Below are 13,520 nucleotides of genomic sequence, written 5' to 3'. Positions count from 1 at the left end.
CCCCACGCGTGTGCGTGGAGGCCGCTTCCGGCAGGCGGGGCGGGGGTCAGGGCTTCAGCTGCAGCGTGTCGCTGGTGCTGTCCTCGACCGCCTTCTGCGAGTACGACCACTCCAGCAGCTCGCCCTCGGCCCACTTCTCCGTCTGGTCGACGTAGTGGGCGCTGTAGGCGTGCCCGGAGGCACCGGTGAGGTTGATCCAGCGGGACTTGTCGAGGTCGCCGAGGTTGACCACCATCCGCATGGACGGCACCCACACGACGCCGTAGCCGCCGGCGGCGTTCCAGCCCGTCGCGTTGACGGTGGCCTCGCCGCCGCCGAGCTTCCACGGGCCGCGGTTGAGCATGTACTGGAGGAAGCCCGGACCCTCGGTGCCGAGCGTCTGGTTCTTCAGGAACAGGCGGTGCAGCCGGCCCCAGCTCCAGGTGTCGATGTCCTTGCCGAGCTTGGCGGTCAGCTCCCAGCGGGCGTCGATCAGGGCGCGCTTGAACAGCTCGTCACGGTTGTCCGCGGCGGGACGCGTGCCCGCCTTGGGCGTCTTCCACCAGGAGCTGTCCTCCTTGTCCATCAGCTTGCGCACCACCTCGAACCAGCGGTCGCCGCCGTCGGGCTGCGCCTGGTCGGCGGCGCGCTGGCCGCACTCGCGGACCTTGTCCGCCTGGTCGGCGGGCCCGGTGTTGTTGACCGGGTCGACCCACAGGCACTGGCCCTTGACCCGCAGCTCCTTGGGCAGCTTGTGGCCGAAGGAGAGCTTGAGGACGTTGCGCCACACGGAGTTGAAGTACGCGGCGGCCGCGGAGTCGGCGTCCTGGGTGTAGTCCCAGCCCTCCAGCAGCTTCTGGGCCTCGCGGACGTCCTTGTCCTCGGTGTCGATCTTGATCAGCTCGGGCACCAGCGTCTGCGCGATGGAGCTGAAGTTGTCCAGCTGCATCTGGCGCATGTCGTCGGTGGAGATCTTGCCGCCGTCCTTGATCTTCGATTTGATCAGGTCGGTGATCCGCTGGCTGCGGGCGCCGTAACCCCAGTCGGTGGTCAGCGTGTACGGATAGTCCTCGCCGACGACGGCCTGGTTGGCGGTGACGATGTAGCCGCGGTCCGGGTTGTGCTCGTAGGGCAGGGCGTCCTGCTCGATCCAGCCGGTCCACGCGTAGTCGGGGTCCCAGCCGGGGGCCGGGACGGAACCGTCGTGGTTCTCCGCGCGGGTGGGGATCTTCCCGGGGAGGGTGTAGCCGATGTCGCCCTCGGTGTCCGCGAAGACCAGGTTCTGCGAGGGCACCTCGAACAGGGTGGCCGCCTCACGGAAGTCGTCCCAGTCCTTCGCGCGGTTGATCGCGAAGACGGAGTCCATGGTGCGGCCGGCGTCCAGGGCGGTCCAGCGCAGCGCCACGCCGTAACCGTCGCCCCGGTCGGGGGCGGCGCTGTCGACGGTGGCCTTCTTGCCGGTCTTGACGAGATCGCTGGAACGGTCGGAGAGCAGAGGACCGTTGTTGGTCTCCCGTACGACGATCTTCCGCGCCTTGCCGCCGGCGACCTCGATGGTCTCCTCGCGCGTCTTGAACGGCACCACCTTGCCGTCGTACTGGTACCCGTCGCCGGTGATCTTCTCCAGGTAGAGGTCGGTGACGTCGACGCCGGAGTTGGTCAGGCCCCAGGCGATCTCCTGGTTGTGGCCGATGATCACGCCGGGCATGCCCGCGAAGGTGTAGCCGGTGACGTCGTACTGGCAGTCGGCGGAGACCTCGCGGCAGTGCAGGCCCATCTGGTACCAGACGGACGGCAGCGAGGCCGACAGGTGCGGGTCGTTGGCGAGCAGCGGCTTGCCGGTGATGGTGTGCTCCCCGGCGACCACCCAGGAGTTGGAGCCGATCCCGTCGCCGTTGACGCCGACGGCGGTGGGGAGGTCCTGGAGGACCTGCTGGAGACCGGTGAGCTGGCTCTCCAGACCGGTCCCGGTGCCGGTACCCGTCCCGGTTCCTGTGCCCGTCCCGGTGCCCGTCTCCGTACCGGTCCCGGTCCCTGTCCCTGTCCCGGTTCCGGTCCCTGTGCCCGTACCGCCCGTGCTCTCGCCCTGCCCGTACGCCCCGGTGATCTGGTCGTACTGGCCCTCCTGGACCACCGGCTTGTTCCGGCTGTACGGGTAGGCCGGGTACAGATCGGCGATCTGCTTCGGGCCGAGGCGGCTGGTCATCAGCGCGCGGTCGATCTCGTCCTGCATGTTGCCGCGCAGGTCCCAGGCCATCGCCTTCAGCCAGGCCACGGAGTCGACCGGGGTCCACGCGCCGGGCTTGTAGTCGTTCTCGAAGCCCAGCGCCGCGTACTCCAGCGAGATCTCCTTGCCCTCCTTGCCCTCCAGATAGGAGTTGACCCCCTTGGCGTACGCCTGGAGGTACTTCTTCGTGGCGGGGGAGAGCTTCTTGTCGTACTCCTCCTTCGCGACCCGGTCCCAGCCCAGGGTGCGCAGGAACTCGTCGTTGTCGACCTGGCCCGCGCCGAACATCTCCGAGAGCCGGCCGGAGGTCATGTGCCGGCGCACGTCCATCTCGTAGAACCGGTCCTGCGCCTGGACATAGCCCTGCGCCATGAACAGGTCCTCGTCGGAGGAGGCGTAGATCTGCGGGATGCCGTAGCCGTCCCGTTTGACGTCGACGGGTCCGGCCAGTCCCGCGAGGGTGATCGAACCGCTGGTCTGCGGGAAGGAGGCGCGCACGGTACTGACCGTCCAGTAGCCCCCGTAGGCGAGACCGCCGATCAGGGCCAGCACCAGGACGATCAGAAACAGCCTGGCTCTGCGCCCCTTCTTCCTGCCGGACGTGCCGGGCTGCTGCTCCGCGGAGGCGCCGGCCTGCTGACCCGTGGAGGCGGTGGTGTCGGTGGGCATCGCTGTCCTTGCTGTCCTAACGCGAGCGGCAGGTCGGGCTGTGCTTTTAACTGAGCGCTGGAGCAACGATAGGCGCAGGACCCCGCGGCACTTGACGCGGAGTAGGGAACCAGCCCGGACGGACGTTCGATCTTGCCGTCTCGAGCGTCAAGAACGCGTCAAGAGTTAGGTAAGGTAACGAAGTAGTTTGCCGCGGAAGCGGTGGATCGCACGCGCGGTACGTGAGCTCACGCGCGAGTGCGCCCGAGACAGGGAAGGGAACGGCCGCTGACTGTCCACCACCTCAACCAGCTCCTGCTCGTCTGCTCGATCGTCCTGCTCGTCGCCGTCGCAGCGGTCCGGATCTCCTCGCGCAGCGGGCTCCCCAGCCTGCTCGTCTATCTGGGCATCGGCATCGCCATGGGCCAGGACGGCATCGGCGACATCCAGTTCGACAGCGCCGAACTGACCCAGGTCATCGGCTACGCGGCCCTGGTCGTGATCCTCGCCGAGGGCGGTCTGGGCACGAAGTGGAAAGAGGTGAGACCGGTCCTGCCGGCCGCCTCCGCGCTCGCGCTGACCGGTGTCGCGGTGAGCGTCGGCGTGACGGCGTCGGCCGCGCACTTCCTGGTCGGGCTGGAATGGCGGCAGGCGCTGATCATCGGCGCGGTGGTGTCGTCGACGGACGCGGCTGCCGTCTTCTCGGTGCTGCGGAGGATTCCGCTCCCCACGCGGGTGACCGGCGCACTGGAGGCGGAGTCCGGTTTCAACGACGCTCCCGTCGTCATCCTCGTCGTCGCCTTCTCCTCGGCCGGACCGATCGAGCACTGGTACGTGCTGTTCGGCGAGATAGTCCTGGAGCTGGCCATCGGCGCCGCCATCGGGCTCGCCGTCGGCTGGCTCGGCTCCTGGGGCCTGCGGCACGTGGCGCTGCCCGCCTCCGGCCTCTACCCGATCGCCGTCATGGCCATCGCCGTCACCGCCTACGCCGCCGGCGCCCTCGCCCACGGCAGCGGCTTCCTCGCCGTCTACCTGGCCTCCATGGTGCTCGGCAACGCCAAACTGCCGCACTGGCCCGCCACGCGCGGCTTCGCCGAAGGGCTCGGCTGGCTCGCCCAGATCGGCATGTTCGTCCTGCTCGGCCTGCTCGTCACCCCGCACGAACTGGGCGACGACATCGTGCCCGCCCTGGTCATCGGGCTGGCGCTCACCATGGTGGCCCGCCCGCTCAGCGTCGTGGTGTGCCTGGTGCCGTTCCGGGTGCCCTGGCAGGAACAGACACTGATGTCCTGGGCGGGGCTGCGCGGCGCCGTGCCCATCATCCTCGCGACGATCCCCATGGTGCAGGGCGTCGACGGCAGCGAGAAGATCTTCAACATCGTCTTCGTCCTGGTCGTCGTCTACACCCTTATCCAGGGCCCGACACTGCCCTGGCTGGCCCGCAAGCTGCGCCTCGGCCGGGACACCGCCGCCGACCTCGGCATCGAGTCGGCGCCCCTGGAGCGGCTGCGCGGCCATCTGCTGTCGGTCGCCATCCCGGCCGGGTCCCGGATGCACGGCGTGGAGGTCGGCGAGCTGCGGCTGCCCGCGGGCGCCGCCGTCACCCTCGTCGTACGCGAGGGCACGTCGTTCGTGCCGCAGCCGGCGACGGTGCTGCGCCGCGGGGACGAACTGCTCGTCGTCGCCACCGACCCGGTGCGGGACGCCGCCGAACGGCGTCTGCGCGCGGTGGGCCAGGGCGGCAAGCTGGCGGGCTGGCTGGGCACGGACGGATCGCCCGACGGCGTCTGAGGGCCTGCTCACACCGGGTCGGCCGGTGATCCCTGTATGATGCAGACGACCCCCAGATCGAACCAACTCTGCCTGACGCAGAGCTGGCGCGACCGTATGGCGGCCGGAGCGCCCTGAGCTGTGGCGCCGGTATCTACCGCAGTCAGCGCAAGAGGACAGCTCTCGGCGCCCCCGTGTCTCCCGCGCGGGTTGCTACCAGGTGGCAGAAAGGCACGGGCCGTGGCATCCACGGTCACCACGTCGAAGGACTCGACGGCCGCCTCCCGCCCGGGATACGGCCGGCTGCTGCGCACACGCGGCGCGTGGACGTTCCTCCTCCCCGGCTTCGCGGCACGCCAGCCGTTCGCGATGCTCACGCTCTCCATCGTGCTGCTGGTGCAGCACACCACCGGCTCGTACGGCGCGGCCGGCGCCGTGGCCGCCGCCACCGGTGTCTCCATGGCGCTGTTCGCGCCGTACGGCGGCCGTCTCGCCGACCGGCACGGTCAGCGTGCCGTCCTCGTGCCCGGCGTCCTGGTGCACACGGCGGCCGGACTGGCCCTCACCGCGCTGGCGCTGACCGACGCGCCGCTGTGGGCGCTGTTCGCCGCCGCCGTGCCGACGGGTGCCTCGGTGCCGCAGGTCGGACCCATGGTGCGGGCCCGCTGGGGCGTGCGGCTGAAGGGCTCCCCGCTGCTGACCACGGCGGCGGCCTTCGAGTCCGTCACCGACGAGTTCACGTTCATCGTCGGTCCCCTGCTGGCCACTGCCCTGTGCACGACGGTCGACCCGGCCGCGGGTCTGCTCACCGAGGCCGCGCTGACCCTGGTCGGCGGTCTGCTGTTCGCCGCGCAGAAGGGCACCCAGCCCGCGGCGGGCCGGGACGGGCACACGCGCGTGGAGCACGTTTCCGCACTGCGCGTCCCCGGTGTGCGTGTGCTGATCGTGATGTTCCTCGGCATCGGTTCCGTCTTCGGCGGCATGCAGGTCTCGCTGGCCGCGTTCACCGAGTCGATCGGCGAGCCCGGACTGAACGGCGTCCTGTACGGCGTCTTCGCCGCGGGAAACATGATCTCCGGCATCGTCTGCGGCGCCATCGCCTGGAAGGCCTCCCCGCAGCGGCGCATGCTGATCGGTTACGCGGCGCTCGCGCTGACCGCGTCCGCCCTGTGGACCGCCCATTCGGCCCTGCTGCTGGCCGCGCTCGGCCTCCTGGTCGGCATGTGCATCGCACCGGCCCTGATCACCAGCTACACGCTGGTGGAGGACCTGGTGCCGGCGGGCGCCCGCACCGAGGCGTTCACCTGGCTGACCGGTGCCGTCGCGCTCGGGCAGGCGGCGGCCGTCACGGTCGCCGGGCAGTTGGAGGACCGCCTGTGGGGCGGCGCCGGTTTCCTGGTCCCGATGGCCGGTACCGTGCTGGCCCTGGTGACCCTGCTGGCGTTGCGTTCGCGACTGGCGGCGCACCCGCGCGGGCGCACCGTCGCGCGTGGCGTCGGTCACCGCGATCCCGTGGCAGTGGACTGATCCGACGGAATACGTCACTATGGACCGTCGTTAGCACTCATCGAGTGAGAGTGCCAGGAGGAAGACAGTGCCGACGTACCAGTACCAGTGCACCGAGTGCGGCGAGGGCCTCGAGGCGGTGCAGAAGTTCACCGACGACGCCCTGACCGAATGCCCCAACTGCCAGGGCCGCCTGAAGAAGGTGTTCTCGGCGGTCGGCATCGTCTTCAAGGGCTCCGGCTTCTACCGCAACGACAGCCGCGGCTCCTCGTCGAGCAGCTCGCCGGCGTCGAAGTCGTCGAGCACCTCGTCGTCGACGTCCTCCTCCTCGGACTCGGGCTCTTCGGCCGGCGCGAGCTCTTCGTCCGGCTCGGGCTCTTCGTCCGGCTCGTCCGGTTCGGGCAGCTCCACCAGCACCACCGCCGCGTAGGCCACTTTCTTACGGGACCCTGTCGTCGTACGACGACGGGGTCTTCGGCGTTTCCGGGTGCGGTTAGGGTGCGGGACATGGTGAACAAGGCGAACGCCCGGATCGGCGTGATCGGCGGCTCCGGTTTCTACTCCTTCCTCGACGACGTGACCGAGGTCCAGGTGGACACCCCGTACGGGGCTCCCAGCGACTCCCTGTTCCTCGGCGAGGTGGCCGGCCGGCGGGTCGCCTTCCTCCCCCGGCACGGGCGCGGCCACCATCTGCCGCCGCACCGGATCAACTACCGGGCCAACCTGTGGGCGCTCCGTTCGGTCGGCGTGCGCCAGGTCCTCGGACCGTGCGCGGTCGGCGGTCTGCGGCCGGAGTACGGGCCGGGCACCCTGCTCGTGCCGGACCAGTTCGTGGACCGTACGAAGTCCAGGACGGCCACCTACTTCGACGGGCTGCCGCTGCCCGACGGCACGGTGCCGAACGTGGTGCATGTGTCGCTGGCCGACCCCTACTGCCCCACCGGGCGGGCCGCCGCGCTGAAGGCGGCGCGGGGTCGGGACTGGGAGGCGGTGGACGGCGGCACGCTGGTCGTGGTCGAGGGGCCGCGCTTCTCCACCCGCGCCGAATCGCTCTGGCATCAGGCGCAGGGCTGGTCGGTGGTGGGCATGACCGGGCATCCGGAGGCGGCGCTCGCCCGTGAGATGGAGCTCTGTTACACCTCCCTGACCCTGGTCACCGACCTGGACGCGGGCGCGGAGACCGGTGAGGGGGTCTCCCACGAAGAGGTGCTGCGGGTGTTCGCCGCCAACGTGGACCGGTTGCGGGACGTGCTCTTCGACGCGGTGGCCGGGCTGCCGGAGACGGCGGAACGGGACTGCCCGTGCGCGTCGGCGCTGGGCGGGACGGACCCGGGGTTCGCGCTGCCGTAGCCGGTGGCGGCGGGGCGGAACGTCCCGTTCGGGCGGGGGAGTTCTCCACAGGGCCGTGGTGCGTCCACAGGGCCCGGCGGGCGGGGCCGTGAGGCGTCATCGTGGGAGCCGCAAGCCGGTCCCTCGTCCCAGGTGGTGGTACCCGTGTCCCGTCCTCCCTCCCCTCTCTCCCGCGTCCCGCGCCCGCCGGGCGCCGAGGTGCCTCCGCCGTGCGAGGTGCCGCATTTCGCCCCGGTGCGGGTGCGCGGCGGTCTGCCGCTTCCGGGCCGGCTCGTACGGCACCGGAGGCGGGCCGTGGCGGTCGGTCTCGCGGTCACGGCGGCGGCGCTGGTGGCGGCGGGGCCCCGGGACGCGGACCGCTCCCGCGGGCGTCCCGGCGGGGTTCCGGCGGCCCGTACCGCGCCGCTGCCTGCCGGGGACCGCCCGGCCCGGGAGCGCCCGGGTGCGCAGGTCACGGCGGCGGTGCGGATCGCCGACGCGGCCACGGTCCGGCTGCTGCGGCCGGGCGACCGGGTGGATGTGATCGCCGCCGAGGAGTCGGTGTCCGGGGGCGGGGCCCGGGTGGTCGCGCGCGGGGCTCGGGTGACCGGGGTGCCGGAGCCGGCGCGGGGCGCGGGTGACGGCGGCGCGCTGGTCGTGCTGTCGGTGCCGCGCGGCGCCGCGTCCGGCCTGGCGGGGGCGAGTGCCACGGCCCGGCTGGCGGTGACGATGTGGTGACCGTGTCGCGTTTCTCACAGGCGTCGGCCTCACGCTCGGGCCGGTCCGACTGGACACGTCCGCCGGGGGGTGACGTATGTTGCGGAACGTTTTCGTCCACAGCCTGTGCACAAGGAATGAGGGTCCGCGGTGAGCGACAACGGAAAGACGAGCGTGTGGCAGGGCTTCAAGGCCTTCCTGATGCGCGGGAACGTCGTCGATCTGGCTGTTGCGGTGGTCATCGGCGCCGCCTTCACGAACATCGTCAACGCGGTCGTGAAGGGTGTCATCAATCCGCTGGTGGGGGCCTTCGGCACCAAGAACCTGGACAGCTACAGCTCGTGTCTGAAGGGACCCTGCGAGGGCACCGGCGACACCGCGACGGGTGTCACGATCATGTGGGGCTCGGTCCTCGGGGCGACGCTGCAGTTCGTGATCACGGCGGCGGTCGTCTACTTCCTGATGGTGCTGCCCATGGCGAAGTACCTGGCCCGCGTGGAGGCCCGCCGGAAGGCGAAGGAGGGCACGCGGGAGGTCGTCGAGATCAGCGAGCTGGAAGTGCTCAAGGAGATCCGCGACACCCTCGTCGCCCAGCGCGGCCAGGGCCCGGGCGAGCGGTAGAAGCGGCGCGCCCGCGGGCGGGTCAGATGTGGTGGGGCGGCTTCTCGTCGAGGAAGCGCTTCAGATCGGCGGCGCTGTCGCCGGACGGGCGGTCGCCCCACCCGCGGTCCGTGTCGTCCGTGGACTGCTGGTCCAGCGGGTCGTCGAAGACCAGCGCCGGCTCGGTCTCACGCGGGCGGGGATCGGGGGCGATGCTCATACCGTCCAGGGTACGGCCGCCCCCGACCGGGCAGTACTGGCCCCATGACAGCTGACGCTCTGACGGATGTGGCCGGCCTGCGTGTGGGACACGCGACGCGTACCGGCGGCGGATGGCTCACCGGCACCACGGTGGTGCTCGCGCCCGAGGGCGGGGCCGTGGCCGCGGTGGACGTGCGCGGCGGCGGGCCCGGCACGAAGGAGACCGACGCGCTCGATCCGCGCAACCTGGTGGAGAAGGCCGAGGCGATCGTGCTGACCGGGGGCAGCGCGTACGGGCTCGACGCGGCCTCCGGGGTGATGGCCTGGCTGGAGGAGCGCGGACGCGGCGTGCGGGTCGGGCCGGATCCGGCCCATGTGGTGCCGGTGGTGCCGGCCGCCTGTGTCTTCGACCTGGGCCGCGGCGGCGACTTCCGGGCCAGGCCCGACGCCGCCACCGGCCGGGCCGCGGTCGAGGCCGCGGCGGCGAGCGAGCCCGGCGACCCGGTGCCGCAGGGCTGTGCGGGCGCCGGGACGGGCGCGGTGGCCGGGCAGCTGAAGGGCGGCATCGGCACCGCGAGCACGGTGCTGGAGTCGGGGATCACGGTGGCCGCGCTGGTGGTGGCCAACGCGGCGGGCTCGGTGATGGATCCGGAAACGGGGGTGCTGTACGGGGAGTTGTTCCAGGGAAGGGTGCGCCATCCGGAGCCGGAGGTGCACGAGGCCGCGCTGCGGAGGCTGGCACGGACGGCGGAGCGCAACGGGGCGCCGCCGCTGAACACCACACTCGCGGTGGTCGCCACCGACGCCGGCCTGTCCAAGGCGCAGGCGCAGAAGCTGGCCGGCACCGCGCACGACGGGATCGCGCGGGCGGTACGGCCGGTGCATCTGCTCAGCGACGGAGACACCGTGTTCACCCTGGCCACGGGCGCCCGCCCGCTGGACGCGGCGAACCCCCTCGCGCTGAACGAGGTCCTGGCGGCGGGCGCGGACCTGGTGACCCGCGCGATCGTCCGGGCGGTCCGTGCCGCCACCCCGGTGGACGGTCCGGGCGGGGCATGGCCGTCGTACGGGGAGCTGTACGGCGAACACTGAAGGAGAAACGGAGGAGGAACCGTCGAGCGGCTACCGAAGTGCCGTCCGATCAGGAACTATTGACGTCCTGCCGGGCCGGGCCGGGAACTTCTCGCGTCACCCGAGCGTTTTCCGGCCATACGTTTCCCAGGTTCCCGGACACGATGTCCGGCCGAGGGGCTACGGTATGCACCCACAAGGTGACATGCAGCAACGCCGGGAGAAACCTTGAGCGTTCCGTACGACACTCCAGCGTACGAACCACCCGACTCACCCGAGACTCCGGAGGAACACCTCGCGCGTTTCCTCGGACGTGCGCTGAACTCCTTCGAGTTGCCCGACGAGACGATCGGCCGGCTGGACTGCGCGCTGGCGCACGACGGTTCGCTGCACTCCGCGCACCACAGCGCGGGGCTGCACCGGGAGACGTACCGGCACACCTGGCTGCTCGCCGACGGTTCGGCGCTGACGCTCTGGGAGCTCGTGCACAACACGGCCCCGGGGGCGGAGCCGCAGCACGAGGTGTATGTGGACGAGGAGGAGCTGCGTACGGCCACGGCGCGGCTGCCGTTGCCGCCGGACACCCCGGACTTCGAACTGCCGGTGACGATACGGCTGTCGCCGCCGCCCGCCCTGCGGCCGGTGTATGTACCGGACCGGTCGGCGGATCACGCGCGGCGCTTACTGCGCCGGGCGGAGAACACGGACCGGCCGGGCGGGGAGACGGCCGCGCGGCTGGCCACGGCGCGCGCCCACCGGATCACCCAGGCCTTCGGCCGCCCGTCCCGCGCGGGCCGCCCGGGACTGTCCTTCTCGCTCTACGAACACGCGTTCCTGCTCGGTGACGGCGGCGAGCTCTCCCTGTGGGAGGTCGAGCACACGGTCACGCCCGACGGACGGCACATGTGCGAGGTGTACGGCAGCGAGGACGCGGCGCGGGACGCGATGGAGCGCCGGGCGGCCCAGGTCTCCTGACGCGGCGGCGGCCGGCTCAGTCCCCTTCGCTGAGGTGCCGCACCAGCACGGCGAAGGCGTCGCGCTCCGCCGGGGTGAGCCGTACGGCCTCCCCGTCGGGGCCCGTCCGCCGCTGGCGTGGGATCACCGGGACGCCGTGGGGCGTGTGTTGCCGTGGGACCGTTTCGACGGGCCGGTGTGCGCGCGGACGCCCGCGTCGACGTCGCAGGACATCGGCCAGACCCGCCGCGCAGGCCACGGCCACCAGCGTGAGGACGGTGGCGCCCGTCGTCCGCGAGTGTGTCTTGTACTCAGGCATGCGGCCCAGTACACACCACGATCCGGGGCTTTGGCCCCGGATCGTGATGATGGTGATCTATATCGCAGTAGGCATGAAATGCTCACACCTACCCAAATGGACGCACCGCCGTATCGTCACGCGGCCACCGGCTCCCGGGCCTCGGCGGACGGCGCCGGAGCACCCGCTCCCGCCGCCCCCGCACCGGCCCCGGCGGCCGGCTTGCGCAGTCCCTTGAGGACGACGACCAGGGCGGCGGTGACGCCGACGCCCGCGGCGATGGCGACCAGGTAGAGGAAGGGGTTGCCGATCAGCGGGACCACGAAGATGCCGCCGTGCGGGGCGCGCAGGGTGGCGCCGAAGGCCATCGACAGGGCGCCGGTGACCGCGCCGCCCGCCATCGACGCGGGAATCACCCGCAGCGGGTCGGCGGCGGCGAACGGGATCGCGCCCTCGGAGATGAAGGAGGCGCCCAGCACCCAGGCGGCCTTGCCGTTCTCGCGCTCGGTCCGGTTGAAGAGCTTGCCGCGGACCGTGGTGGCCAGGGCCATCGCCAGCGGCGGCACCATGCCGGCCGCCATCACCGCGGCCATGATCTTCATCGCGGAGTCGCTGGGGCTCGCGACGGCGATCCCGGCGGTGGCGAAGGTGTAGGCGACCTTGTTGACCGGGCCGCCGAGGTCGAAGCACATCATCAGGCCGAGGAGGGCGCCGAGGAGGACGGCGTTGGTGCCGGTGAGGCCGTTCAGCCAGTCCGTCATGCCCTTCTGGGCCTCGGCGATGGGCTTGCCGATGACGACGAACATCAGGAACCCGACGACCGCGGCGGAGATCAGCGGGATCACCACCACCGGCATGATGCCGCGCAGTGCCGCCGGGATGCGCACCTTCTGGATCGCGATCACCACACCACCGGCGATCAGACCGGCCGCGAGGCCGCCGAGGAAGCCGGCGTTGATGGTGAGGGAGATCGCGCCGCCGACGAAGCCGGGCACGAGGCCGGGCCGGTCGGCCATGCCGTAGGCGATGTAGCCGGCCAGGACCGGGACGAGGAAGCCGAAGGCGACGCCGCCGATCTGGAAGAGCAGGGCGCCCCAGCTGGCGGCCTGGGTCCACACGAAGTGGTCCATCACCGAGGGCGCCTCGTTGATGTCGTAGCCGCCGATCGCGAAGCCGAGGGCGATCAGCAGACCGCCGGCCGCGACGAACGGCACCATGTAACTGACGCCGGACATGAGCCACTTGCGCAGCTTGGTGCCGTAGCCCTCGCCGCTGTCGCCGGTCTGCTCGACGGGCGTACCGCCGGACGTGGCCGCGGTGGCCTCGCCGCGCTCCGCCTTGCCGCGCACCTCGCCGATCAGCTCGGCGGGACGGTTGATGGCCGCCTTGACGCCGGTGTCGACGGTGGGCTTGCCCGCGAAGCGGTCCTTCTCCCGTACGGGCACGTCGTGAGCGAAGATCACGCCGTCGGCCGCCGCGATCACGGCCGGGTCGAGCCGGGTGAACCCGGCGGAGCCCTGGGTCTCGACGGTGATCTCGATGCCGGCGTCCCGGCCGGCGTTCTCCAGCGACTCGGCCGCCATGTAGGTGTGGGCGATGCCGGTGGGGCAGGAGGTGACGGCGACGACCCGGAAGGGGCGGTCCGTCTCGGGAGCGGTGGTGCCCGTGGCGGCGCCGGCGGAGGCCGCCGCCGGCGCCGTCACGGAGTCCTCGGAGCCGGCCTCTTCGCCCCGGATCAGCGCGGCCGCCGCGTCCGCGCCGGTCACGGACCGCAGCGCGTCGGTGAACTCGGTGTTCATGAGCTGCCGGGCCAGCGACGACAGGATCGTCAGATGGGCGTCGTCGGCGCCGGCCGGGGCGGCGATGAGGAAGATCAGGTCGGCGGGTCCGTCCGCCGCCCCGAAGTCGATCCCGGCGGCGCTGCGTCCGAAGGCGAGTGTGGGCTCGGTGACGTGCTCACTGCGGCAGTGCGGGATGCCGATGCCGCCGTCGAGGCCGGTCGGCATCTGCGCCTCGCGGGCGGCGACGTCGGCGAGGAAGCCGTCCAGGTCGGTCACCCGGCCCAGGGCCACCATGCGCTCGGCGAGGGCACGCGCCGCCGCCTCCTTGGTGTCGGCGGACAGGTCGAGGTCGACCAGTTCCGCGGTGATCAGGTCACTCATCGCGGGCTCCTTCGCACGCATAGCGCCCGTACAGCGGGGTGGGCGGGAGAGGGGGACG

At 71.7% G+C, this 13,520-nt stretch carries 12 protein-coding genes; 8 read left to right on the top strand and 4 right to left on the bottom strand.

The window, feature by feature from the left end:
* Positions 1 to 46: 46 nt before the first annotated feature.
* On the bottom strand, positions 47 to 2,875 hold the full coding sequence (locus ACGFR9_RS14125; protein ID WP_393207110.1) for a penicillin acylase family protein: 2,829 nt from the start codon (positions 2,873 to 2,875) through the stop codon (positions 47 to 49).
* A gap of 237 nt (positions 2,876 to 3,112) precedes the next feature.
* Between ACGFR9_RS14125 and ACGFR9_RS14120 the strand changes: the two genes are divergently transcribed.
* The 6 genes from ACGFR9_RS14120 to mscL all read left to right on the top strand — a co-directional run bounded on the left by ACGFR9_RS14120 (position 3,113) and on the right by mscL (position 8,797).
* Positions 3,113 to 4,645, top strand: a complete 1,533-nt coding sequence (locus ACGFR9_RS14120) for a potassium/proton antiporter (protein ID WP_393207107.1) — start codon at positions 3,113 to 3,115, stop codon at positions 4,643 to 4,645.
* Positions 4,646 to 4,864: 219 nt separating this feature from the next.
* The gene (locus ACGFR9_RS14115) at positions 4,865 to 6,151 is read left to right on the top strand and encodes an MFS transporter (RefSeq protein ID WP_393207104.1); all 1,287 of its coding nucleotides are present in this window, start codon (positions 4,865 to 4,867) and stop codon (positions 6,149 to 6,151) included.
* 67 nt (positions 6,152 to 6,218) lie between these two features.
* Entirely contained in the window at positions 6,219 to 6,560 is a 342-nt protein-coding gene (locus ACGFR9_RS14110) for an FmdB family zinc ribbon protein (RefSeq protein WP_393207101.1), read from the top strand.
* Positions 6,561 to 6,637: 77 nt separating this feature from the next.
* The gene (locus ACGFR9_RS14105; protein WP_393207098.1) at positions 6,638 to 7,480 is read left to right on the top strand and encodes an S-methyl-5'-thioadenosine phosphorylase; all 843 of its coding nucleotides are present in this window, start codon (positions 6,638 to 6,640) and stop codon (positions 7,478 to 7,480) included.
* Positions 7,481 to 7,624: 144 nt separating this feature from the next.
* The gene (locus tag ACGFR9_RS14100; RefSeq protein ID WP_393207095.1) at positions 7,625 to 8,197 is read left to right on the top strand and encodes a hypothetical protein; all 573 of its coding nucleotides are present in this window, start codon (positions 7,625 to 7,627) and stop codon (positions 8,195 to 8,197) included.
* Between the two features lie 129 nt (positions 8,198 to 8,326).
* Positions 8,327 to 8,797 carry a large conductance mechanosensitive channel protein MscL gene (gene mscL / locus ACGFR9_RS14095; protein WP_393207092.1) on the top strand — a complete coding sequence of 157 codons (471 nt, stop codon included), beginning with the start codon at positions 8,327 to 8,329 and terminating at the stop codon, positions 8,795 to 8,797.
* A 22-nt stretch (positions 8,798 to 8,819) separates the two neighbouring features.
* Here the strand turns inward: mscL and ACGFR9_RS14090 are convergent, their stop codons facing one another.
* A complete protein-coding gene (locus tag ACGFR9_RS14090; protein ID WP_311643556.1) occupies positions 8,820 to 8,996 on the bottom strand; it encodes a hypothetical protein in 177 nt (58 codons plus the stop codon).
* 44 nt (positions 8,997 to 9,040) lie between these two features.
* Between ACGFR9_RS14090 and ACGFR9_RS14085 the strand changes: the two genes are divergently transcribed.
* The gene (locus ACGFR9_RS14085) at positions 9,041 to 10,069 is read left to right on the top strand and encodes a P1 family peptidase (RefSeq protein WP_393207088.1); all 1,029 of its coding nucleotides are present in this window, start codon (positions 9,041 to 9,043) and stop codon (positions 10,067 to 10,069) included.
* Positions 10,070 to 10,276: 207 nt separating this feature from the next.
* Positions 10,277 to 11,023, top strand: a complete 747-nt coding sequence (locus ACGFR9_RS14080) for a DUF6227 family protein (protein ID WP_393207085.1) — start codon at positions 10,277 to 10,279, stop codon at positions 11,021 to 11,023.
* Positions 11,024 to 11,039: 16 nt separating this feature from the next.
* Here ACGFR9_RS14080 and ACGFR9_RS14075 read toward each other — a convergent pair whose 3' ends face one another.
* Positions 11,040 to 11,321 carry a hypothetical protein gene (locus ACGFR9_RS14075; RefSeq protein ID WP_393207082.1) on the bottom strand — a complete coding sequence of 94 codons (282 nt, stop codon included), beginning with the start codon at positions 11,319 to 11,321 and terminating at the stop codon, positions 11,040 to 11,042.
* Positions 11,322 to 11,437: 116 nt separating this feature from the next.
* Positions 11,438 to 13,462: a fructose-specific PTS transporter subunit EIIC gene (locus ACGFR9_RS14070; protein ID WP_393207079.1), complete on the bottom strand. Its 2,025-nt coding sequence runs from the start codon at positions 13,460 to 13,462 to the stop codon at positions 11,438 to 11,440.
* Between the last annotated feature and the right edge of the window lie 58 nt (positions 13,463 to 13,520).

Source organism: Streptomyces sp. NPDC048584 (assembly GCF_043199595.1).
Taxonomy (GTDB): Bacteria; Actinomycetota; Actinomycetes; order Streptomycetales; family Streptomycetaceae; genus Streptomyces; species Streptomyces edwardsiae.
Note: the sequence above shows the minus strand (reverse complement) of the source record. Positions and strands in the feature narration are given on the sequence as shown.

Bases quoted from the DNA above. Each gene is read 5' to 3' on its own strand.
- ACGFR9_RS14070 (WP_393207079.1), bottom strand. From the start codon at position 13,462: ATGAGTGACCTGATCACCGCGGAACTGGTCGACCTCGACCTGTCCGCC.
- ACGFR9_RS14090 (WP_311643556.1), bottom strand. From the start codon at position 8,996: ATGAGCATCGCCCCCGATCCCCGCCCGCGTGAGACCGAGCCGGCGCTG.
- ACGFR9_RS14085 (WP_393207088.1), top strand. From the start codon at position 9,041: ATGACAGCTGACGCTCTGACGGATGTGGCCGGCCTGCGTGTGGGACAC.
- ACGFR9_RS14125 (WP_393207110.1), bottom strand. From the start codon at position 2,875: ATGCCCACCGACACCACCGCCTCCACGGGTCAGCAGGCCGGCGCCTCC.
- ACGFR9_RS14075 (WP_393207082.1), bottom strand. From the start codon at position 11,321: ATGCCTGAGTACAAGACACACTCGCGGACGACGGGCGCCACCGTCCTC.
- ACGFR9_RS14105 (WP_393207098.1), top strand. From the start codon at position 6,638: ATGGTGAACAAGGCGAACGCCCGGATCGGCGTGATCGGCGGCTCCGGT.